A 19,702-nucleotide genomic window follows, 5' to 3' on the forward strand; every position below is an offset into this window, starting at 1 on the left:
AGTGTGTTGAATGAATTTTTGCATAACGGTAACGGAATGAATATTTTTTGAAAGCGGATACATATTTGATATCAAGGGATTTTTAAAAACAACTTATAATCCATAATGAATATTTATCCATCAAATATATTTATGTATAGGTTCATCAGAACTTGTTATTCCCAAAGAAAAAGATAGCCCGTTTAGGCTATCTTTTTGCTTGTCATACTGTTTTTCTGGAGTGATGCAAAAACGAACGCGGCCGTTTCCAAATGATCAAGCCGACGTAACCGAGCGCGAGCACGATGAGCGCGCTCACGAGGACGACGTAAAGCGTCCCGTTGTCGATTCGGGCGAAGATGCCCACATACGCCCAGGCGAAGACGAGCGGGTAGATGAAGTCGCGGTGCCACCACATGAACACCAAAGCGAGGACGACCCCGACCATGAGCATGAGTGACGTCCATGCCAACTCATCTAAGCCGAGCAACGTCGTAATCCGTTCCGTCTTCATGACGATGAAGACGTTAACGATCATCGCGACCGACACCCAACCGAGGTAAACCGAGAATGGGAAACGGTCAAGCCAGCTCGTCGACGTGCGGAAGGCGATGTAATACAACCAAGCGAGCGTCGCTAAAAAAGCCGCCATGACGACGAGCGAGGCGATGAACCACTCGTTTGTGAACGCGAGCAGCCAAAGACCGTTCAAAATACACGACACGAGGAAGCCTGCCTTCATCCGGTTAGCCTGTCGGTTCGCGACCGACCCTTTCTTCAATTGGAGTACGAGCCATACTGCGAGCGCGACGTAAATGAGTCCCCAAATCGAGAAAGCATATCCAGCCGGTTTGAAATAAATATCGATCCGGTCTGACACGGCTGCGTTATCACCGCTCGCGAAGTAGTTGATGACGACCGTCGCTAAAAACGCCAGCCAGTTGACCAAAGGCCATTTTGACAAGTCCATAAATAGGATCTTCCGAAGAAGACCTGACACCTCCTTTATTAACATAGTATTCTATACCCGTGTGTCTCTGCTCATACACAAGCGAAATGAAAAAGAGACTCAAATAATGAGTCTCAATCGGTTTAAAATTCAATCGTGTCAGGGTCTGGACCGATGCGTTCATGTGTCGCGACCGCATCGATTTTCGCCATATCGTCCGCATCGAGTGTGAAGTCGAAGACGTTGAAGTTTTCTTCGATCCGGTGTCGGGTCACCGATTTCGGCAAGGCGACGTTCCCTGTCTCTAAGTGCCAACGGAGGACTACTTGGGCCGGTGTCTTCCCATGCTTGTCAGCGATTTCGGCAAACGCCGGGACATCGAGGAATTTTCCTTGCATGAGCGGGCTCCACGCCTCGATTTGAATACCTTCATCTTGGCAGTACTCGACGAGGTCCGGTTGCGGGAGTTGCGGATGAAGTTCGACTTGGTTGATGAGTGGCGTCATCAGACCCGCTTCTTTCAACGCTTCAAGATGATGCTCTTTGAAGTTCGAGACGCCGATCGCTTTGATTTTTCCGGCCTCATACAAGTCGACAAGATCTTTCCAAGCGGCGACGAAACCGTCGACCGGCCAGTGAAGCAGGCACAAGTCCAAATAGTCGGTCTCGAGGCGAGCGAGCGACTCGTCGAACGCATCCTTCGTCCGTCCTTGACGGATGTCCTCGTTCCAAATCTTCGACGTCAAAAAGATGTCGGCGCGGTTGACGCCTGAAGTCATAATCCCTTTGGCGACGCCTTCTTCGTTTTTATAGACGGCCGCCGTATCGATGTGACGGTACCCGACTTTCAACGCCTCGGCGACAGCTTGCGGCGCCTCGGTCTCATTGTCTACTTGCCAGACGCCAAATCCGATCATCGGGATTTGAACGCCGTTTCGTAACGTTGCGAGTTGCATAAATCATTCCCCTTTCTAATCTGTCGAGCTGATTGTAACATACCCGACATCTTATTCCGAAAAACTAAATCGTCAAGTCTTTCCGTGTGAACCAGCCATAGCAGGAGACGATGATCAACACGTTCAGCGCTGTCAGCCAAAACAACGACAACCAAACCGAATCGCCTTGAATCAATGCGTTTGCGTCAAATAGAGAGAAGATCGACAGGTTTCGCAACCAGTCGAGTTGATCGCTGAAGCCTGAGAAGATGTTGGCAATCAAGAAGATTGAAAAGATGCCGCCTGTGACCATGTACGACCGGGTGCTGTCATCGAACAGGCTCGCGAGCACGTAAGCGAGCGACCCGAGGACGAGCAAGATGAGACCGGCGTTGAGTTGCAACGTCCACAACAGACCGCTATCGATGTTTAAGTCGAACAACACGTTCGCGAGCATGAGGCTGAGCCCGTTCAACCCGACGAACAAGACGGTCGCGATGACCAGCAAGGCGATACTCGCCGTCACGTAGCCGCTTCTTGAGATCGGGGCCGCCATGTAGAGCATGACCTCGCCCGAGTCGACCGGTTTGGCCATGAGCCTTGACGCGAACGTCAACGCGAACAAGATGGCGAGCACGTAGAAGATGAGCCCATAATAGTTCCCGGCGAGCAGGTTGATGACGTTGTCCATCGCGAGATTCGGGTCGATCTTGAACACGTCGAGCAGCTCTGGCGGTAGTGAATCGAGCTTCCCTTCGATCAGGCCGGTCTCTTGAATCGATGGGAAGATGGCCGCCAAGAAGAACAAGTACACACTCGTCCCGAGCGCGTAACCTAATATCCAACCCCGATTTTGCTTGAACAGTGACGATACGAGTACCATTTAAGTCGCCTCCCCGTAATATTGCATGAACATGTGCTCGAGTTCGTCGGTGCCGCTCGTCAAAGACGCGATGTCGTGACGGGCGAGCAGCTCGATCAAGCCGTTCAACTCTTCTGACGTCGATAACGACACCGTGACGAATGTCTGTTCACGTGTCCCGATCTGTTCGCTCAATTTGATCGCCGCCGCCTCGTCTTTCATGCCGATGCGATACGTCTTTTTGCTTCGCCGTTTCAGCTCCGCCATCTCTTCTTCGATGATCATCCGGCCGTCGCGGATGAGGGCGGCCCGGTCACACGTCTTCTCCATTTCCGGGAAGTGGTGCGAGCTCATCAAAATCGCTTTCCCGGCTGCTTTTTCAGCGAGCACCCAGTCGACGAGACGCTCTTGCATGAGCGGGTCGAGCCCGCTCGTCGGCTCGTCGAGGACATACACAGGAACGTCTTTCATGAAACACGTGACGATGGCGAGTTTTTGCTTCATCCCTTTCGACATCTTCCGGACTTTCAAACCCGTATCGAAAGCGAACACGTCGAGCAATTGACGCTCCCGCTCCGCACTCGTAACGTGAAGGCGTCTCGTGAGACGAATGACTTCTTCCCCGGTCATGTCTTGCGGGTAGTTGATCTCACCTGGCAAATAGCCGACGAGCGCTTTCACCGTCTCGGTCTCCTTCCAGCAGTCATGCCCCATCACGGTCGCTTTCCCTGAGTCGGCGTGGAGCAGTCCCATCAAATGACGAATCGTCGTCGACTTCCCGGCCCCGTTCGGACCGATGAAGCCAAAAACGGTGCCGGGCTCGACACGGAACGAGACATCGAAAATACCGTGCGTCTGGTCAAACCGTTTCGTCAACTTCTCAATTTGGATCATTTCGCCCTCTCCTTTTTGAAATATAAACATGATATGATTACAAAACTAGTATATCACGTTATTTTTTGAAATGGAAATGGTATATTGATTACAAAACAATGGAGAAGAGGGATGAAGGTGGACGGTTTTACGAAACGGACAGAGACGAAACAACGGGCCATACTTGATGCCGCCAAGTCGCTGATGGGCGAGAAGCAGTCACGCTTCACGATCAGTGAACTTGCCCGCTCTGCCTCAGTCTCACCTGTCTCAATTTACAATTACTTCGGCTCGAAGGAACAAGTCGTCCTTCAAGTGCTCACGCGTCTGACCGAAGATGAGATGGGCTGGATCGAGGAGCGCATCGGGGAACACATCCCGTTCGAGGAGTTACTGATTGAGATATTAAGACGGAAAATTGAATCGGCGGCATTGTTCGATGACGCGGTGTTATCAATCGTCACGGCCGACCCGTCATGGCAACAACTCGCGGCCCGTGGCTATGCCGTGTTTCGAAGCTTGATCGAGTACGGCAAGACGACCGGGGCGATCGACCCAGACGTATCGACCGATGCTTACCTTCGTTACGTTCGCTTGATGCAACAGGCAGTTTTATCAGATCCAGATTTCACTTCGCACGAAATGACCGAGACAATGCAGGAGTATTTTCATTTTTTCTTGCACGGGATCATGCGACGAAGCCGTTAAAACAGGCGACAATCCGCGGATTGTCGCCTGTTTCGTTCACTGCAGTTGTCGGTAGACATGGTCTTCTATCGGATAAAGCGACAGATCAAGTTCGCAGTCTCCCGTCAGCACCAAGTCTGCAAGTACTTTGCCGATAAACGGGCCGACCGTCAAGCCCGATGAACCGAGACCGTTGGCGACGAGTAATTTCTCCGCCCCCGGCACACGACCGAGAACCGGAATCGAGTTCGGTGTGACCGGACGGAAGCCGACACGCGTCTCGATCAGTTCGGCTTCGGCTAGCCCTGGTGCCGACTCTAATCCTTTCGCCAGCACTTCATGGACGCCGATTGCCGTCGGACGTGCGTCGAACGCCTTGTCCCGCTCATGCGTCGAACCGATGACGACCCGACCCCCTTCGAACCCGAGCAAATAGCGACGTCGCGGCGGCATAACGACCGGCCAATCTGACGCATCGACGTTTGGCAACTGGACGTGGACGATTTGCGCTTTCTCCCCCGAGACGCGTGCCGTATAACCGATTGGCTCCATCAACTCAGGCAACCATGCCCCACAGGCGAGCACGATCTCATCGGCCTCATAGCGGACACCGTCACATTCGACGTGATAGCCGTCTTCTTCGACGAGAACGGCAGAGCCGTCGATAAGTTTCACGCCACGTTTGACGGCGACTCGTTCTAGTGCCGCGCGCAACTTCTCGCCATCGACGCGGGCCCCGCCTGCGACGAGGAGCGCATCGTATTCATCTGACAGCGGTGGGAAAAGAACTTTCGCCTCTTCAGCAGACAGTCTTGTCAACTCACCGATCTCTGGTGCCTCTTCCCGGCGCAGCGTCGTCCGCTCGAGCATCTCGTTCAACTTCTTGTCTTCATGCAACGCGAGCGTCCCGACGCGTTTATAGCCGGTATCACGCTCACCCTCATTCATTAACTCGGCGACGACGTCTCTATAATAGCGGGCACCGCCTTTTGCGAGCGCGTACCAGGCTTTATTGCGGCGTTGGGCGATCCACGGACAGACGATGCCTGCGGCCGCGTCGGTCGCCCGGCCCACTTCTTTTCGATCGATGACGGTGACATCGGCTTTCCCGGCCAAATGATAGGCAGCCGAGATGCCGACGATGCCCGAACCGATGATAATAATTTTTTTCATAAGTTTCGCCCTCTTTAATCGCGAGGGCGGTCACATCCTTTCCTGTCTTCCTAAAAAAATCATCGGCCCAAGGCCGATGATCAGTCTCGCATCGCGAGGCGGTACAATAAGTCGAGCAATTCGATATAGAGCCAGACGAGCGTCACAATCAATCCGAACGCCGCCACCCATTCCAACTGCTTCGGTGCCCGGGCTTCGACTTGACGTGCGATATAGTCGAAGTCGAGGACGAGCGCGAGTGAGGCGATGATGACGATGACGAACTGGACACCGATCGCGAGCGGTGACGACCCCGTCATGAACGGAAGTCCGGAACCGAAGAAACTCATGCCGATCTGGACGAGATACAATAGCATGACCGTGAAGATCGCGGCCGTGACACCGGCCCGGAACTTTTGCGTCACTTTGACGAGCCCGGTCGAATAGACGAACCACATCGCGAACGCGACGATAAACGTCGTCAAGACGGCGCGACCGACGATGCCCGGTGCCATCGCTTCAAAGAAGTACGAAATCGAACCGACGAACACGCCTTCGACGATGCCGTAAAGTGGTGCTACGACAGGCGCCGTGTTTGGTTTGAACGTGATGATGAGCGCCATGATCAAGCCGAGAATGAGCGAGCCGATCATGAGTGGGAACAACAGCGCTTCCCCGATCGTCGGAACGAGCAGCCATGTCGTGCCAGCCGCGGCCGTGACGAGCAAGAGCAACGTGAACACTTTCGACCACGTACCGGCTTTCGTCATCGGCTCCGTGCTATAAGCAGTCGACTCCATCGATTTACGGAGAATTGGGTTAGATTTTAAGTTCAACTGTAGAAATCTCCTTTATTCTTTTTTCAGTTTTTGGCCATGACCTTGATAAACTCACGCATATAGTCGGGCAGATCTGGCGGACGACGGCTCGAGACGATATGGCCATCGACGACGACCGGCTCATCGTGCCAGATCGCGCCCGCGTTTTCCATGTCGTCTTTAATGCCCGGTGTACTCGTCACGTTGACGCCATGAAGGATATTAGCTGAAATCAATACCCAGCCAGCGTGACAGATTTGACCGATCGGCCGTTTTTGCTCATCCATGTAGCGGACGAACCCTTTCACCGAATCGAAACGGCGTAACAAGTCAGGAGACCAGCCACCCGGGACGAGCAACGCATCATATGACGAGATGTCGACGTCGTCGAACGCGACGTCCGACTTGGCCGGAACGCCGTACTTCCCAATATAAGCGTGATCCGCTTTCTCGCCGGCGAGGATGACGTTCGCCCCTTCTTCACGTAACCGGTGGACCGGATACCATAGTTCTAAATCTTCAAAGTCGTCACTGACGATCTGCAAAATATTCATACCTTGTAACTGCATCGAATACCTCCCTTGATTGTCTTTCAAAATTATACCCTATAAGCCACGTCGCGAAAACACGGACTGTACACTTGAACTGAAAATCTTCGCTCTGGTCGACTGAATGCTGTCTTACAACTCAGACAAGTTGAGGAATCAGAATGACGGCTGAGAGAAATACAGCGGTGATCAGTGCTTTGTTTCGTTTCAATGTGAACGGCAATACAAATAATCCAAGCAAGGTGACCGTAAGTACGAGTAACCCTTCTATGAAATAACCTTCATTGGATGCAATCGGAATACTGATCACACGAGCGGTCGGATTAGAGAAAAAGCCCGTTGCATCAAGCACAAGACTCCCAAATAAACCGATAGCGATTAAGCATAGAGATAAGAAAAAGATGGTTTTGGTTTTTATCACAATTGTCCTCCTCGTTGATTGCAAGTAAATTCGTAAGATAAGGTAGTGACTAGCAGTATTCTTTTACATCCATATTATAACCAAAGAATAAATTTATATGGAAAAAGTTTCATCATAAATTTTCGTTACTGTTGGATCGATTCAGGAGTAAATTAATGAAATTACACAACACGTAAAGGAGAATTCGTATGACAACCTACTACTATCTCGGATGGTTTTCGCATTACTTCCCACAAAGGTTGGCGAGGGCGATCTCTCAAGACATTGTGACGCGTGACTCTCTTGTGTTAATCAGCTCGAACCCCGCATCGGCTGAAGTGAACGGGACCACCGAACTATCGTGGTTAAAAGAAGCCAACATCTTATTCAACGAATACCATCTAATCAATTACGAAATGAATCAAACAAAGGCGAAACGCCTCATCGATGAGGCGTCGGTGATTTTCTTATTAGGCGGGGACACTGTAAAACAGAATATGTTTTTACATGAGTACTCCTTATTCGAACAAGTTCATACTAGTGAAGGCGTTATCCTAGGCGCAAGTGCCGGCGCCATCAATATGTCTTCAAAATGGTTATGTTCGCCAAACTTCGGTTATGAGGTTGCATCGCCAATTATTTACCGTGGCTTGGCCCTTCATAACTTTTCGGTGCTCTCCCACTTTGATCTCGAAAATAATATGGATGTGGTCAAACAGGAACTCGCTCTTTTATCCACAGAGTTACCGGTATACGTGTCAAACAAGGATTGCGCGATTCGTGTTCAAGAAAATAGAATCGATATATTCGGAGATGTATTTCTATACGCTTATCGAAACATGACGAAGCTAACTGAGACCATCTAATTCGATACCAATTTTCCCAGCATCCTCTCAAGATTATGCCACGCATAGAAAATCAAGTTATTACAAGCAATCCAATCTGCATATGGTAATTGCAACATCGTTTTATCAATATATTGTGTTATAATGAACACGATTATTTAGCGAAAGGGGACTTCCCAATGAAACAATATCACGATTTATGTACCCACATCCTCGACCATGGCGTCGTTAAAGAAGACCGGACCGGGACCGGGACGACGAGCGTGTTCGGTTATCAGATGCGTTTCAATCTTCAGGACGGGTTCCCTCTCATCACGACAAAGAAATTACATACCCGCTCGATCATCCATGAACTGCTCTGGTTCATCTCCGGTGACACGAACGTGCGTTACCTGCAAGACAACGGTGTCCGTATCTGGAACGAATGGGCGGATGAGGATGGCGATCTTGGCCCTGTATACGGCGCCCAGTGGCGTTCGTTCCCGAAACCGGACGGCTCAAGCGTCGATCAACTCGCGCAGGTGATTGAACAGATTAAGACGAACCCCGACTCTCGTCGACTCGTCGTGTCTGCTTGGAATCCCGGTCAACTCGATGACATGGCGCTCCCGCCGTGCCATCTGTTGTTCCAGTTTTACGTCGCGGACGGCAAACTATCATGCCAGTTGTATCAACGCAGCGCCGACACGTTCCTCGGTGTGCCGTTCAATATCGCCTCATACGCCTTGTTGACGCACATGGTCGCCCACGTGACCGGCCTTGAAGTCGGCGATTTCGTCCACACGCTCGGCGACGCGCACATCTATCATAACCATCTCGAGCAAGTGAAGCTGCAGCTGACGCGTGACACGCGCCCGCTTCCGCAACTGAACATCTTGCGTGACGTATCATCGATCGAGGACTTCAAGTTCGAGGACTTCGAACTTGTCGGTTACGACCCGCACCCGCACATTAAAGGAGCGGTCAGCGTATGATCATCCATGTCGTCGCTTGCGGGTCGAATCGTGAAATCGGGAAAGACAACGCTTTGCTCTGGCGCCTGCCTGACGACTTGAAGTACTTCAAAGCCGTCACTATAGGTCAGACAGTCGTCATGGGACGGAAGACGTTTGAATCGATCGGCCGGGCGCTCCCGAACCGGCGCAACATCGTCGTCACATCGAACCGTGAATTTTCAGCACCCGATGTCGAAGTCTGGCACGACCTTGATCGCATCCTCGCCCCACAAGATACTGAGGACTTCTTGATCATCGGCGGGGCGACGCTTTACGAACAGACGATGCCAGTCACCGAGCGTTTCTATATTACCGAAATCGACGGGACGTTCGAGGCAGACACATTCTATCCGCCCACGCCGCAAAATCTCGTCGTCACGGACGAACAGTTCCATCCAAAAGATGAGCGGCACGAATACAGTTTCACGCTCCGCCAATACGACAAAAAAGACATCGAGTGAGATTTCGATGTCTTTTTTCAATCTGGCAGTTTTTCAAGCCATTGCTCAATTTTTTTCGTGATAACATCATTATGGTTTTGCTCAGTCAAATCATCGTACAGCGTCCCGAGCTCGGTCGCCGTTCGCTTCGTGACGGCGAGGATATGGCTATACTTGCCGCGTTGTTCTTTCACGGCCGATAGCGTCCCTTTCGTCGCGGTCGATCCCGACTCGTCTAAGATGAACATCTCAACGTTGTCGTTACAGACGTATAAGTCGTACGGTCGATAGACGACCTCATAGCGCCGATGTTGTTTCGGTAGCTGTTCGGCGAGTGAGGCGTATTGCTGTGGACTCATTGTCACATAAGCGAGACGCTTCTCTTCACGAACCGCTGACGAGTACCGGATGATGCGGTTACGCCCGTCACGCTTCGCTTTATATAAGGCCTCGTCGGCATAGGCACACCATTCCCCTAGCGTCATCCCGGTCTCGCAGACACGCGTATAACCGATCGACACGGTGACATGGTGCTCATAAGGAAATTCCATCTGCTCAATCCGCGTCCTGACACGTTCGAGCACCGCATCGACGATGGTCCGATCGGAAACGTTAAGGATGACCAAAAACTCTTCGCCGCCGTACCGAATCAACTCATCGCTCGACCGGATGGCTAGACGGATCTCTTCGGCGATGCGATGCAACACTTCGTCGCCATACGTATGGCCAAACGTGTCATTTAACTGCTTAAAGTGATCGATGTCTAAAAGTGCAAGCGTGAAGCTCTCTCCGGAACGTTCTAAGCGGGAGACGAACCGGCTGAACGTCGCTTTTAAGTATTTACGGTTAAAAGCACCCGTCAATTCATCGATGAGAAGCGCGTTCGAGACGAGCCGTGCCTTTTCAATATGTAAGCCGAGCCGGACAAGCCGTTCTTCCATCGGGATCCACGATTCCCAGTAATCATCAAAGCCGTATGAGTAAGCGGCCAAGCGGTAATGCTCATTCGTCCCGATGACGATGAGCGGCACATAGAGTTTCTTCATTTTGCTGACGAACGACTGAATGTCTCGCTCTGGAAAGTGTGGCCACAATTCGACATCCATGACGATCGCTTTCGGGACGTCTTCATAATCGTACTCGACCGCTTCTGCGATCGTCTGCAGAAACACCGGCCTCGCCCCTAACTTTTCAACTCTCGGTTTGTAGCGACTAAACGTAGAGAAACTACCCGATAAAATCAATACTAAGTCTTCATCTTCTTGTTCGATTCCCAAAACCGTATGAATATAACGTTTGACCGGCGCAATCAACGCAATCGCTTCTGACTGCGTCAAGACTGGCGGCAGCTCACGCACGTCAGACTCGACCCGGCTAAAAATCTCAAGAAGATGCATGAGTCGACGGTTTTTGACTTCCGTTTTCATCCAATCCAATAAAAATTCGATTTCGGTTTTTTGAATCTGTCTAGCTTCCGTGATTTTCGCCAAAATTCTATGTACTTGATCTGTGAGTTGATGTTGCTCCATGCCCGACCCCCCAGTTTCGTTCTCCCCGATATTCGCTTATGTCTCTGATTATGCGACTTCACTCGCGAAAATACAACTATTTCCTCATTAATTTCCTATTGTTTGACATTAGTCTAGTTCAAACGTCCTATAAAACCAAAAAAAGCGGTTCAACGACCGCTCTTCCTGTTATTTACCAACTTTTAGATTAGGTGATGTCATCTCTTCCGGACGAATCCACTGGTCGAACTGCTCTTCGGTCAATAGACCCGTCTCGAGCGCTGACTCTTTCAATGAGATGCCTTTATTATGGGCATGCTTGGCAATCTTCGCAGCATTTTCGTAGCCGATGTGCGGATTCAACGCCGTGACAAGCATAAGGGAGCGTTCGACGTTATGGGCGATCACATCTAAATTCGGCTCAATCCCGACAGCACAGTGCACGTCGAACGAATGAAGGCTGTCTGTCAATAAACGGCACGTCTGCAAGAAGTTGTACATGATAACCGGCTTAAAGACGTTCAATTCGAAGTTCCCTTGGCTCGCACCGAACCCGATCGTCGTATCGTTGCCGAGCACCTGGGCCGCGACCATCGTCAACGCCTCACTTTGCGTCGGGTTCACTTTTCCAGGCATGATCGAGCTACCCGGTTCATTTTCAGGAATCGTAATCTCGCCAATTCCGGCACGGGGACCAGAAGCGAGCCAGCGCACGTCGTTGGCAATCTTCATCGCGTCCATTGCGAGCCCCTTCAACGCCCCGTGCGTGAAGACGAGTTGATCGTGACTCGTCAGTGCGTGGAACTTGTTCACGGCTGTCACGAAATGTTTACCGGTCTCAGTCGAAATTTTGGCAGCGACAACTTCACCGAAATCCGGGTGCGCGTTGATACCTGTCCCGACCGCTGTCCCTCCGAGTGCGAGTTCTGTTAACGGTTCAAGCGTCCGTTCAATCATCTGTTTTGATAGTTCAAGCATGCGGACCCAGCCGCTGATCTCTTGCCCGAGCGTGACCGGCGTCGCGTCCTGCAAGTGGGTGCGCCCGATCTTCACAACGTCCATATACGTTTCAGCTTTCTTCTCGAGCGTCGCGTGGAGCGCTTCGATGGCCGGAATGACTTTGTCCTCGACGGCGAGGATAGCGGCGATATGCATCGCAGTCGGATATGTGTCGTTTGAACTTTGTGATTTGTTGACGTCATCGTTCGGATGAATCGTCAGCGTCTGCCCGCGTGCTTTTAACTTGTCGTTCGCCAAGTGGGCGATCACTTCGTTGACGTTCATATTGGATTGTGTGCCTGATCCTGTCTGCCATACGACGAGTGGGAACTCGGCGTCATGATCACCCGCCACAATCTCATCTGCGACCTCGGCGATGATGTCCGCCTTGCCTTGCTCGAGGACTCCTAATTCAGCGTTGGCCAAGGCCGCGCCTTTTTTCAGAATCGCGAACGCATGAATGACTTCGAGCGGCATTTTCTCCGTCCCGATTTTAAAGTTCTCTAAGCTTCGTTGTGTTTGTGCTCCCCATTTTGCTGAAGCTGGGACGTTGATTTCCCCCATCGTGTCCCGTTCGATCCGATAATCCATGAAAAATTCCCCCTCTTTTTTTGACTTCGCTTTCATTTTAGCGAAATTTTTGCAAAAAAGAAACGTGCGCCTATGAGAATCGAAAAAAAGTCGAGACGTGTCTCGACTTCTTCATCTGCCAAGCAGCGCTGCCTTTGCGACCGAGTCAGCCCGGTTGTCTGCCCGTGGGATCCACTTGATGAACGTGACCGGCAGTTCGTCGTAGGCGATCAACGCCTCGAGAAATAGCGGTTTGACCGATTTGTCTTTCATAAAGCGTTGCTCGAGCGCACGCACGATTGTCTCGGCGTCTGAATAAAAGAGGAACGTCGACTCCCCTTCGAGCGCTTCTGCTTGTTTGAGCGCGAAGACGAGTGCCGCGAGCTCGGCTTGAACGCTCGATAGCCCGGTCCGCTTCTCTGTGAACGTAACGACCGTCCCATCGGATGCCTTTAGCCAGACACCGAGCCCGTTCTCCCCGGTCTGCTGATTCGTGGCCGCGTCAAAATAAACGTGAACCAAAGCGGTACGCCTCCCAGTCGGTCTCGATCGGAGCGTCGATATCGATTTGTGACAGACGCTTCGACAGCAACGCGACTTCTTCGTGACCGTCCAATTTTTTCACATACTTTTGGTGTGCTTCAAGCAACTGTTCCGTTCGCAACAGTTCGTATAACTGCTCGACAGTATCGTATGACTGCACGAGGATCGTCGCCGTCTTCGGGCCGATACCTTTAACGCCCGGAATGTTGTCCGACGCATCGCCTTGGAGCGCCTTCACATCGACGAACTGTAACGGTCTCACCCCGTACGTCGCTTCGAACAATTCCCGGTTCATCAACAGTTCCTCACCTTTTTTAGGGACGATTTGAAACACGTTCGGGGATAACAGTTGATGCAAGTCCCGGTCGGACGAATACATGTACGATTCTCCGGGAAACGCCGTCGCGACGGCCCCCATCAAATCGTCCGCCTCGTACCCGGCCAGCTCAGACTGAAAGATGCCGCGTTCCGTGAGCGCGGCCCGCAGTTTGACATAATCATGAAACAACGGCTCCGGTAGACCGGTCCGGGTCGCCTTATAGTCAGGGAACAAGGCGAATCGATGCGTCGTTTCAATCGGTCCGTCCCAAAAGAAAGCGATGTAGGTAAACTCGTTCGTCCAGCCGTCGACTTTACGGAGCAAACCTTTCAACGTCACTTCGGGGTCGAGCGCTCGGCGTCGTTCGGTCGCAAAATAATAACGTGATAATAAGTTAAATCCGTCTACTAGCATCAATCTCATCGTTCATTCACCTCACAAGCTTTCATCCCGCGTTCAAGCGCTTCCCGGTCAAGTTCTTTGCCAATCCAGACAAAAACAGACCGGGTATCGTCGCTCGGTTCATTGGCGAACGTCGCGCCCATCAACTGGTTCGTCGCCTGGACGACAAATTTTGAAGACTCGCCTTCAAGGCGGACGATCGCTTTGAGACGATAGACGTCTTGTTCATAGTGCATGAGCACTTCTCTGACGTAACGTGTGACCCGCTCACGGTTTAGCGGCACGTCAGTCGTGATCGTGATGGCCCGCAGCGTCGAGACGGACGTATGTCCGGCCGTCAGTTCGCCGAGCAGACGTTCATCGATGCGGGAGAGCTGGAACGTGTTCTCGAGTAAATCATACGCTCCGACCGTCTGCTCGGTCTCGATGACACGAACGGTCGGGTTCAATTCACGAATCCGGCCGTGGGCCCGCCCGAGCTCGGCCTCGCTGACGAGATCGACTTTGTTGAGCAAAATCACATCGGCATAGGCGATTTGATGGATACCTTCGATGAACAGTTCGCGGTCCATCTGGCTCGCATCGACGACGGTCAAAATCGCCGTCAGTTTAAAGCGCGAGCGTAAGTAATCGTCGTAATAAATCGTCTGGATGATTGGGGCCGGGTCGGCAACACCGGTCGTCTCGATGACGATGCGGTCGAACGACTCGCCTCGTGAGGCGAGTTGATAAAACGTCTTGCTCAAATCATTTTGGATCGAACAACAAATACAACCGTTCGACAGTTCGATCTGTTCTTGATCCATGTTGACGATCAATTGTTCATCAATGTTGACCGAGCCGAGCTCGTTGACGATCAAGAGCAATCGTTCGTCCGTCGCTTCTAAAAGACGGTTCATATATGTCGTTTTTCCGGCGCCTAAAAAGCCGGTCACTAATTGCACGGGAATCATGCCTTGCACCTCACTTTATAAATTTTCGTGGACCCGTGCCCACTTCTCGTAGCGAGCGTCCAACAAGTCGATCAAATGGAGCAGCCACCCTTCGGTCGTGGCCGGCAGGACGCTAGAACCCCATTCCCGTTTTCCGTGGTGGGACAAGATCATATGCCAAATCCGGTGGTGGACGTCAAGCGGCAACGTGATGCCGGCGGCTTGTTGACTCTTCTCGAACAACAGCCCTCCGTACGGCATATGTCCGACCAGACTCCCCATCGGATTGATGGCGATCCCTGTCGTCTCACTCGTGCCGGTGACGTAAAACAGCTGCTCGAACCGTCTCGGTGACGACAACAGATGACTGTATTCGAACAACTTGCCGATATCATGGAACAAGATACCGAGCGCGAGTTCGTCCCAGCGGAGCGGTTCTTTCAGTTCTGCCATCGCCTCACACGCCGTATAGAGCGACTCAAACGTCCCACGGAACGCCTGCTCGACTTTAACACCGTTCATCGTATTCCATACGTCTACTTTGTGCAACTGCTCGGCTTCTTTGATGATCCGGAACGCAGTCGCCAAATAATCGTCTTGCTCTTGGATGCGGTAACCGAGTCGCAACATGCAGACCGTATGTTTTAACAGTCCACCGACGTAGTTGTGGTGATGGTAGAGCGCAGCCGGGGCCAATACGAAATCGTCCCAATATTGATCGAGGAGCGCCAACGCGATCGCCTCATAGTCCGGAGACAGCGTCGACAAAATCGCGAACAGCTCTTCGGCATACTGATCGAACGTCTCGTCGCCTGGAAGTCCAGGTAAGAGCGACACCGCCTCGTCCCGGGACATCGGTTGGACACGATCGATCGTGATCGATTTGGCGCCGTCCGGCTTCGGATAGACGTCAATCTTTCCTTCTAATGCGATCACGCCCGATTCGTAAATCGGTAGCAGTTGGTCTTCGTTGCCCCGTAGCCAGTGTTTGGCCCGAATCAGCCCGCCAGACGTCGTCAAATTAAGTTGCAACCATTTGGCGCCAGACTTCCCTTCCCGCACCTCGACCGAACTGACGAGCGCATTCGTCTGAATCGGTGTCCCATCCGACAAATCTGCTAGCCGAAGCGTCGACTTCTCGACTTTCGGAACTTGAAACCGGGCCCGGTCGAACGTACCACCACCTGCGACCGCGTCGATCTGTTGATAATAATTCATGATATGACCCCCTTTTTCTTCTCTTTGCCCATTGTATCGTGTTTTATCGTTCGAGGCGAACATACTTTCGTTATTGGTCAGAAACTTGCGAGGAATATATTGAAAGCGCTTACCTATATTGTTACGATATAAGTAGTTACAAAAAGGGGGAATGATGATGATTTCACTACTAGACACGTATGAACGGTTGATCGCGACAGGGGAAGCGGCACGTTATGCAGATGTCCATCCAACGATTGACGGTATCCTTGAAGGGGCGGTCTGTCCCGTATCAGACAATGAGCTTGAACAGGCAGTCGCCGGTCACGCCGGAAATCCATATACGCACGACGACCTCATCGACTCGGTCGTCGCGCATGAGATGAAAGGGGCGATGGCCGCTTTAATCGTCTCAGGGTATCCGGTGCAAACACCGCTCGCGAAAGCGGTCGTCTTATCTGCCTTCGCCCGGACGAACCGGATGAATATCGATAAGCTGAAAGAGCTCGGTCACGCCGACCTGCTCGTCCGCATCCAGTCGGCCGACCGCTCGTGGAAACGGACGTATATGCACTTGTATCGGTCGAGTCCCGCCCAAATGTGCGAGCAACTCGACTCGTTGCTCGGTGGCTGCGCCATCCATCGCGTCCTCGAGGCGCTCCATGATGACCGCAACATAAAAACGGCATAAGAAAAGAGCGGTCCCCGGGCCGCTCTTTCCTTATGCTTCAATTAACCTTCCGTCATCTCGACCGCTTCCGGTTCGAACAACGTGACGTTCCGTGCTGGCGAGAACGTCGAAATCGCATGTTTATAAATCAACTGTTGGCGCCCTTCCGACTCGACGATCACTGTGAAGTTGTCAAATGATTTGATGACTCCGCGAATTTGGAAGCCACTGACTAAAAACACGGTCGTCGGAACCATCTCTTTGCGCAATTGGTTCAGAAAATGATCTTGGATGTTATAGCTTGCCTTCATGTTGCATTCCCCCTAGTCTATGTCTCGTTCAAATAATCGGAATTTTCGAAAAAACTCCTCAACCTCATCATAGATATTTTTATACGATAGTTCAAATGATTTCTTTCCCATATCTACCCAAATCCCATCAAATTGATGACGGAACCACGTTAATTGCCGTTTGGCAAACTGGCGTGTATGTTGTTTTAACGTCTCGGTCATCCGCTCTCGCGTCAGTTTCCCGTCTAAGTATGGTACGACTTCTTTATAGCCGATGGCCCGTAGCGCCTGTGTCTCACGGTACCCGGCACGCAATAGACGCTCGACTTCTTCGATTAGACCCGCTTCGATCATCAAATCGACGCGATGATTGATCCGCTCATATAAGACGTCGCGATCGGCGTGCAGGACGAACAACTTATAATCATAGTGCTCAGATGGGGCACTATCCATTGCCTGCTCGTCACCTGAGAGCGCGACTTCGAGGGCACGGATGACACGGCGGACATTATTTGGATGAATGATGTCGGCGCGCCTCGGGTCGAGGCCACGCAAGCGGTCGTGCAACGCCTCGGCGCCATGCGCTTCCGCTTCGGCTTCTAGCGCTGCACGCAGTTCCGTATCGACCGGTCGCTCCGTGAACTCGTAATCGTATAAAATCGCCCGAATATACAGGCCCGTCCCACCGACTACAATCGGCACTTTCCCGCGCGAGTAGATATCGTCGATCGCCGCGCGGGCGAGACGTTGAAATTTGGCGACGCTCATCGCCTCATCCGGGTCACAAATGTCGATCAAGTGATGCGGTACGCCTTCCGCCTCTTCGACCGTCACTTTGGCGGAACCGATATCCATTCCGCGGTACACTTGGACCGAGTCGCCTGATACGATTTCTCCGTCGAACGCCTTGGCGAGCTCGATGCCCGTCTTCGTCTTCCCGACTGCCGTCGGCCCGACGATCACGATGACTGGTGTCTTTTTCATCTCTGTCACTCCTCAAACGAAAGACCGTTCCTAAAAAAGGAAACGGCCCGTCAAATTCTTCTTTTAATTGTATCATCAAACACGACCGCAAACAGCATCCAACCGCAGATTAATAAACCGAGCAGTAAAATCAAGCCATCACTCATCTGTGACCGCCTCCTTTACCTACTTCATTCCCACTTTTCACACTTTAGACACAATTTAACATGCAAACTAAAAACGCTCAGGATGAGCGTTTTTGGTTTGCCGTCTCGACTTGGCGTTTGAACCGCGACATCGCGAAGCCAAAGTAGAGGACAGCCGTACCGCTCGCCGCCCACCAAATGACGTCATAGAGCGGCGTCATCAAATTGGCCAAGCCGAGCAATGCGGGTACGATCAACGTCAACCAAGCGAGGACGAAGGCGACGCGTGCTGTCACGCCGTCGATCGCTCGTTCCAGCGCCATCCCATAGAAGAACAATCCCCAAAGGAACGACCAGAACAACCACGTCACCGCGCCCATGCTGTCACCGTTCGCGAACCCGACGACGGCGTAAAATAGTGCTGAAATCGCGACGAACAGTGAGAACCAGCCGACACCGCGTCCGTCCAAGTTAAATATGAACGTCACACCGACGTACAAATACGTGAATGCGAACAAGTAAATACCTGCGTATCCAAACAGTTCTGACGGGCTCGCCCCGATGACGAGCCATGTCGCGATGAACGCCTGGAACATGCCGGTGAACAGGCTGAACACCCCGGCACTTTTCATATCGACTTTCCCAAACAGGACGAGGCTGTTAATGAACAGTGCCACGCCGCCGAACAACAAACTAATATTCCCCACAATGATTGCTCCTTTGTATAGATGTCTGACGTCTGATTCGATACGTCCACTGTACATTGGATTCGCTTTCAACGCAATAGGGAAATCAATCGTTTCAGCACACGACGCTCAATCATTCACTTTCTAATTCTTTAATCGCCTCGTCAATCTTTTCCTGCTCATCTTCTGTGAACGTCGGGAACTGCGGATTGATGTTCTCGAGCACGTCGATCATAACGGTCGAGACGATATAACGCGCGTACCAGTCATCGTCGGCCGGAAGAATATACCATGGTGCCTGGCTTGTCGACGTATTCGACAACATGTCTTCGAAGATGGCCTGGTAATCGTCCCAATGTCTCCGCTCCTCGACATCACTGAATGAAAACTCCCAATTCTTCTTCGGGTCTTTCAGCCGTTCGAGCAGACGATCGCGTTGCACTTCTTTTGAGACGTTAAAGAAAAATTTGATGACCTCAAAGCCGTTCTCCTTAAGATACTGCTCATAATCGTTAATCTGACGGTAGCGCACGGCCCATACGTTCTCTTCATCTGGGATCACCTCGTCGCCTAGTAGATCGTGGACGCGGGGTGCGATGACTTCTTCGTAATACGATCGGTTCAAAATACCGACTTGCCCCCGCTCCGGCATCAAATCGTGCATCCGCCATAAGTAGTCATGTTTCTTTTCGGTGTCCGACGGCTTTTGGAAGGCGTTCGTCTTCAACCCTTGGGCATTCAAGTTTGAGAAGATATAGCTGATCGCTTCATCTTTCCCCCCGGCATCTAGCGCCTGCAAGACGACGACGACACCCTTTTTAGCCTCGGCATATAGCTTCCAATGTAACTCTTTTAACCTGTCGACACTTTTTGGAATCAATTCCTCAGTCAACGTCTCATCAGACGGCCGGTCTTGCATGCTCGTTTGGAAGTCGCTCAAGCGAATTCCATTTTTATGGTCGATGCGAAATTGGTGAATATTCATAAATCCTCC

23 protein-coding genes are annotated in these 19,702 nt (G+C 51.6%); 5 read left to right on the forward strand and 18 right to left on the reverse strand.

The window, feature by feature from the left end; all coding sequences use genetic code 11:
- Nucleotides 1-202: 202 nt before the first annotated feature.
- From EVJ22_RS09895 to EVJ22_RS09910, 4 genes are all read right to left on the reverse strand, one after another.
- A complete protein-coding gene (locus EVJ22_RS09895) occupies nt 203-949 on the reverse strand; it encodes a TspO/MBR family protein (RefSeq protein WP_071397417.1) in 747 nt (248 codons plus the stop codon).
- A gap of 122 nt (nt 950-1,071) precedes the next feature.
- On the reverse strand, nt 1,072-1,884 hold the full coding sequence (locus tag EVJ22_RS09900) for an aldo/keto reductase (protein WP_131443848.1): 813 nt from the start codon (nt 1,882-1,884) through the stop codon (nt 1,072-1,074).
- Nucleotides 1,885-1,948: 64 nt separating this feature from the next.
- The gene (locus EVJ22_RS09905; protein WP_071397415.1) at nt 1,949-2,746 is read right to left on the reverse strand and encodes an ABC transporter permease subunit; all 798 of its coding nucleotides are present in this window, start codon (nt 2,744-2,746) and stop codon (nt 1,949-1,951) included.
- Nucleotides 2,747-3,619 carry an ABC transporter ATP-binding protein gene (locus EVJ22_RS09910; RefSeq protein ID WP_201740699.1) on the reverse strand — a complete coding sequence of 291 codons (873 nt, stop codon included), beginning with the start codon at nt 3,617-3,619 and terminating at the stop codon, nt 2,747-2,749.
- Nucleotides 3,620-3,730: 111 nt separating this feature from the next.
- Between EVJ22_RS09910 and EVJ22_RS09915 the strand changes: the two genes are divergently transcribed.
- The gene (locus tag EVJ22_RS09915) at nt 3,731-4,306 is read left to right on the forward strand and encodes a TetR/AcrR family transcriptional regulator (RefSeq protein ID WP_233589673.1); all 576 of its coding nucleotides are present in this window, start codon (nt 3,731-3,733) and stop codon (nt 4,304-4,306) included.
- 36 nt (nt 4,307-4,342) lie between these two features.
- Here EVJ22_RS09915 and EVJ22_RS09920 read toward each other — a convergent pair whose 3' ends face one another.
- From EVJ22_RS09920 to EVJ22_RS09935, 4 genes are all read right to left on the reverse strand, one after another.
- A complete protein-coding gene (locus tag EVJ22_RS09920; RefSeq protein WP_131443850.1) occupies nt 4,343-5,458 on the reverse strand; it encodes an NAD(P)/FAD-dependent oxidoreductase in 1,116 nt (371 codons plus the stop codon).
- 80 nt (nt 5,459-5,538) lie between these two features.
- Entirely contained in the window at nt 5,539-6,273 is a 735-nt protein-coding gene (locus EVJ22_RS09925; protein ID WP_084812878.1) for a Bax inhibitor-1/YccA family protein, read from the reverse strand.
- A 26-nt stretch (nt 6,274-6,299) separates the two neighbouring features.
- Nucleotides 6,300-6,824: a type 1 glutamine amidotransferase domain-containing protein gene (locus tag EVJ22_RS09930; RefSeq protein WP_071397411.1), complete on the reverse strand. Its 525-nt coding sequence runs from the start codon at nt 6,822-6,824 to the stop codon at nt 6,300-6,302.
- A gap of 118 nt (nt 6,825-6,942) precedes the next feature.
- Nucleotides 6,943-7,224, reverse strand: coding sequence for a hypothetical protein (locus tag EVJ22_RS09935; protein ID WP_071397410.1), 282 nt, complete (start codon nt 7,222-7,224; stop codon nt 6,943-6,945).
- Between the two features lie 188 nt (nt 7,225-7,412).
- On the opposite strand from EVJ22_RS09935, the gene EVJ22_RS09940 reads away from it, so the two are divergent.
- The 3 genes from EVJ22_RS09940 to EVJ22_RS09950 all read left to right on the forward strand — a co-directional run bounded on the left by EVJ22_RS09940 (nt 7,413) and on the right by EVJ22_RS09950 (nt 9,504).
- Nucleotides 7,413-8,069, forward strand: a complete 657-nt coding sequence (locus tag EVJ22_RS09940) for a Type 1 glutamine amidotransferase-like domain-containing protein (protein WP_071397409.1) — start codon at nt 7,413-7,415, stop codon at nt 8,067-8,069.
- Between the two features lie 158 nt (nt 8,070-8,227).
- Nucleotides 8,228-9,022 carry a thymidylate synthase gene (locus EVJ22_RS09945; protein ID WP_071397408.1) on the forward strand — a complete coding sequence of 265 codons (795 nt, stop codon included), beginning with the start codon at nt 8,228-8,230 and terminating at the stop codon, nt 9,020-9,022.
- Entirely contained in the window at nt 9,019-9,504 is a 486-nt protein-coding gene (locus tag EVJ22_RS09950) for a dihydrofolate reductase (protein ID WP_071397407.1), read from the forward strand. The genes EVJ22_RS09945 and EVJ22_RS09950 overlap by 4 nt, the downstream gene beginning before the upstream one ends.
- Before the next feature lie 17 nt (nt 9,505-9,521).
- On the opposite strand, the gene EVJ22_RS09955 is transcribed toward EVJ22_RS09950, so the two are convergent.
- The 6 genes from EVJ22_RS09955 to EVJ22_RS09980 all read right to left on the reverse strand — a co-directional run bounded on the left by EVJ22_RS09955 (nt 9,522) and on the right by EVJ22_RS09980 (nt 15,974).
- Nucleotides 9,522-11,012 (reverse strand): GGDEF domain-containing protein, encoded by a 1,491-nt coding sequence (locus EVJ22_RS09955; RefSeq protein WP_071397406.1) that lies wholly within the window; start codon nt 11,010-11,012, stop codon nt 9,522-9,524.
- 168 nt (nt 11,013-11,180) lie between these two features.
- On the reverse strand, nt 11,181-12,581 hold the full coding sequence (gene fumC / locus EVJ22_RS09960; RefSeq protein ID WP_131443851.1) for a class II fumarate hydratase: 1,401 nt from the start codon (nt 12,579-12,581) through the stop codon (nt 11,181-11,183).
- Nucleotides 12,582-12,692: 111 nt separating this feature from the next.
- Nucleotides 12,693-13,082, reverse strand: a complete 390-nt coding sequence (locus EVJ22_RS09965) for a reverse transcriptase-like protein (RefSeq protein WP_131440526.1) — start codon at nt 13,080-13,082, stop codon at nt 12,693-12,695.
- Nucleotides 13,063-13,845 (reverse strand): 5'-3' exonuclease, encoded by a 783-nt coding sequence (locus tag EVJ22_RS09970; RefSeq protein ID WP_131443852.1) that lies wholly within the window; start codon nt 13,843-13,845, stop codon nt 13,063-13,065. Before EVJ22_RS09970 ends, EVJ22_RS09965 begins: the two co-directional genes overlap by 20 nt.
- Nucleotides 13,842-14,777 (reverse strand): CobW family GTP-binding protein, encoded by a 936-nt coding sequence (locus EVJ22_RS09975; protein ID WP_131440522.1) that lies wholly within the window; start codon nt 14,775-14,777, stop codon nt 13,842-13,844. The genes EVJ22_RS09970 and EVJ22_RS09975 overlap by 4 nt, the downstream gene beginning before the upstream one ends.
- Nucleotides 14,778-14,792: 15 nt before the next feature.
- A complete protein-coding gene (locus EVJ22_RS09980) occupies nt 14,793-15,974 on the reverse strand; it encodes a DNA-binding protein (RefSeq protein WP_233589674.1) in 1,182 nt (393 codons plus the stop codon).
- A 157-nt stretch (nt 15,975-16,131) separates the two neighbouring features.
- Here EVJ22_RS09980 and EVJ22_RS09985 point away from each other — a divergent pair, with 157 nt between their 5' ends.
- On the forward strand, nt 16,132-16,644 hold the full coding sequence (locus EVJ22_RS09985) for a hypothetical protein (RefSeq protein WP_233589675.1): 513 nt from the start codon (nt 16,132-16,134) through the stop codon (nt 16,642-16,644).
- A gap of 41 nt (nt 16,645-16,685) precedes the next feature.
- On the opposite strand, the gene hfq is transcribed toward EVJ22_RS09985, so the two are convergent.
- From hfq to EVJ22_RS10005, 4 genes are all read right to left on the reverse strand, one after another.
- A complete protein-coding gene (gene hfq, locus EVJ22_RS09990) occupies nt 16,686-16,934 on the reverse strand; it encodes an RNA chaperone Hfq (protein WP_016509830.1) in 249 nt (82 codons plus the stop codon).
- Between the two features lie 12 nt (nt 16,935-16,946).
- Nucleotides 16,947-17,897 (reverse strand): tRNA (adenosine(37)-N6)-dimethylallyltransferase MiaA, encoded by a 951-nt coding sequence (gene miaA / locus EVJ22_RS09995; RefSeq protein WP_070327357.1) that lies wholly within the window; start codon nt 17,895-17,897, stop codon nt 16,947-16,949.
- A 223-nt stretch (nt 17,898-18,120) separates the two neighbouring features.
- On the reverse strand, nt 18,121-18,729 hold the full coding sequence (locus tag EVJ22_RS10000) for an AmiS/UreI family transporter (protein ID WP_071397399.1): 609 nt from the start codon (nt 18,727-18,729) through the stop codon (nt 18,121-18,123).
- Nucleotides 18,730-18,841: 112 nt separating this feature from the next.
- Nucleotides 18,842-19,693: a PPK2 family polyphosphate kinase gene (locus EVJ22_RS10005; RefSeq protein ID WP_071397398.1), complete on the reverse strand. Its 852-nt coding sequence runs from the start codon at nt 19,691-19,693 to the stop codon at nt 18,842-18,844.
- Nucleotides 19,694-19,702 lie beyond the last annotated feature (9 nt).

Source organism: Exiguobacterium sp. SH0S7 (genome assembly GCF_004337195.1).
Taxonomy (GTDB): Bacteria; Bacillota; Bacilli; order Exiguobacteriales; family Exiguobacteriaceae; genus Exiguobacterium; species Exiguobacterium aurantiacum_A.

What these genes read in the sequence shown, in the direction of transcription:
- EVJ22_RS09940 (WP_071397409.1), top strand. Translation starts at nt 7,413, where the DNA reads ATGACAACCTACTACTATCTCGGATGGTTTTCGCATTACTTCCCACAA.
- EVJ22_RS09895 (WP_071397417.1), bottom strand. Translation starts at nt 949, where the DNA reads ATGGACTTGTCAAAATGGCCTTTGGTCAACTGGCTGGCGTTTTTAGCG.
- EVJ22_RS09910 (WP_201740699.1), bottom strand. Translation starts at nt 3,619, where the DNA reads ATGATCCAAATTGAGAAGTTGACGAAACGGTTTGACCAGACGCACGGT.
- fumC (WP_131443851.1), bottom strand. Translation starts at nt 12,581, where the DNA reads ATGGATTATCGGATCGAACGGGACACGATGGGGGAAATCAACGTCCCA.
- EVJ22_RS09955 (WP_071397406.1), bottom strand. Translation starts at nt 11,012, where the DNA reads ATGGAGCAACATCAACTCACAGATCAAGTACATAGAATTTTGGCGAAA.
- EVJ22_RS10005 (WP_071397398.1), bottom strand. Translation starts at nt 19,693, where the DNA reads ATGAATATTCACCAATTTCGCATCGACCATAAAAATGGAATTCGCTTG.
- EVJ22_RS09975 (WP_131440522.1), bottom strand. Translation starts at nt 14,777, where the DNA reads ATGATTCCCGTGCAATTAGTGACCGGCTTTTTAGGCGCCGGAAAAACG.
- hfq (WP_016509830.1), bottom strand. Translation starts at nt 16,934, where the DNA reads ATGAAGGCAAGCTATAACATCCAAGATCATTTTCTGAACCAATTGCGC.
- EVJ22_RS09985 (WP_233589675.1), top strand. Translation starts at nt 16,132, where the DNA reads ATGATTTCACTACTAGACACGTATGAACGGTTGATCGCGACAGGGGAA.
- EVJ22_RS09950 (WP_071397407.1), top strand. Translation starts at nt 9,019, where the DNA reads ATGATCATCCATGTCGTCGCTTGCGGGTCGAATCGTGAAATCGGGAAA.
- EVJ22_RS09930 (WP_071397411.1), bottom strand. Translation starts at nt 6,824, where the DNA reads ATGCAGTTACAAGGTATGAATATTTTGCAGATCGTCAGTGACGACTTT.
- miaA (WP_070327357.1), bottom strand. Translation starts at nt 17,897, where the DNA reads ATGAAAAAGACACCAGTCATCGTGATCGTCGGGCCGACGGCAGTCGGG.
- EVJ22_RS09980 (WP_233589674.1), bottom strand. Translation starts at nt 15,974, where the DNA reads ATGAATTATTATCAACAGATCGACGCGGTCGCAGGTGGTGGTACGTTC.
- EVJ22_RS09900 (WP_131443848.1), bottom strand. Translation starts at nt 1,884, where the DNA reads ATGCAACTCGCAACGTTACGAAACGGCGTTCAAATCCCGATGATCGGA.
- EVJ22_RS09970 (WP_131443852.1), bottom strand. Translation starts at nt 13,845, where the DNA reads ATGAGATTGATGCTAGTAGACGGATTTAACTTATTATCACGTTATTAT.
- EVJ22_RS09915 (WP_233589673.1), top strand. Translation starts at nt 3,731, where the DNA reads ATGAAGGTGGACGGTTTTACGAAACGGACAGAGACGAAACAACGGGCC.
- EVJ22_RS09905 (WP_071397415.1), bottom strand. Translation starts at nt 2,746, where the DNA reads ATGGTACTCGTATCGTCACTGTTCAAGCAAAATCGGGGTTGGATATTA.
- EVJ22_RS09920 (WP_131443850.1), bottom strand. Translation starts at nt 5,458, where the DNA reads ATGAAAAAAATTATTATCATCGGTTCGGGCATCGTCGGCATCTCGGCT.
- EVJ22_RS09945 (WP_071397408.1), top strand. Translation starts at nt 8,228, where the DNA reads ATGAAACAATATCACGATTTATGTACCCACATCCTCGACCATGGCGTC.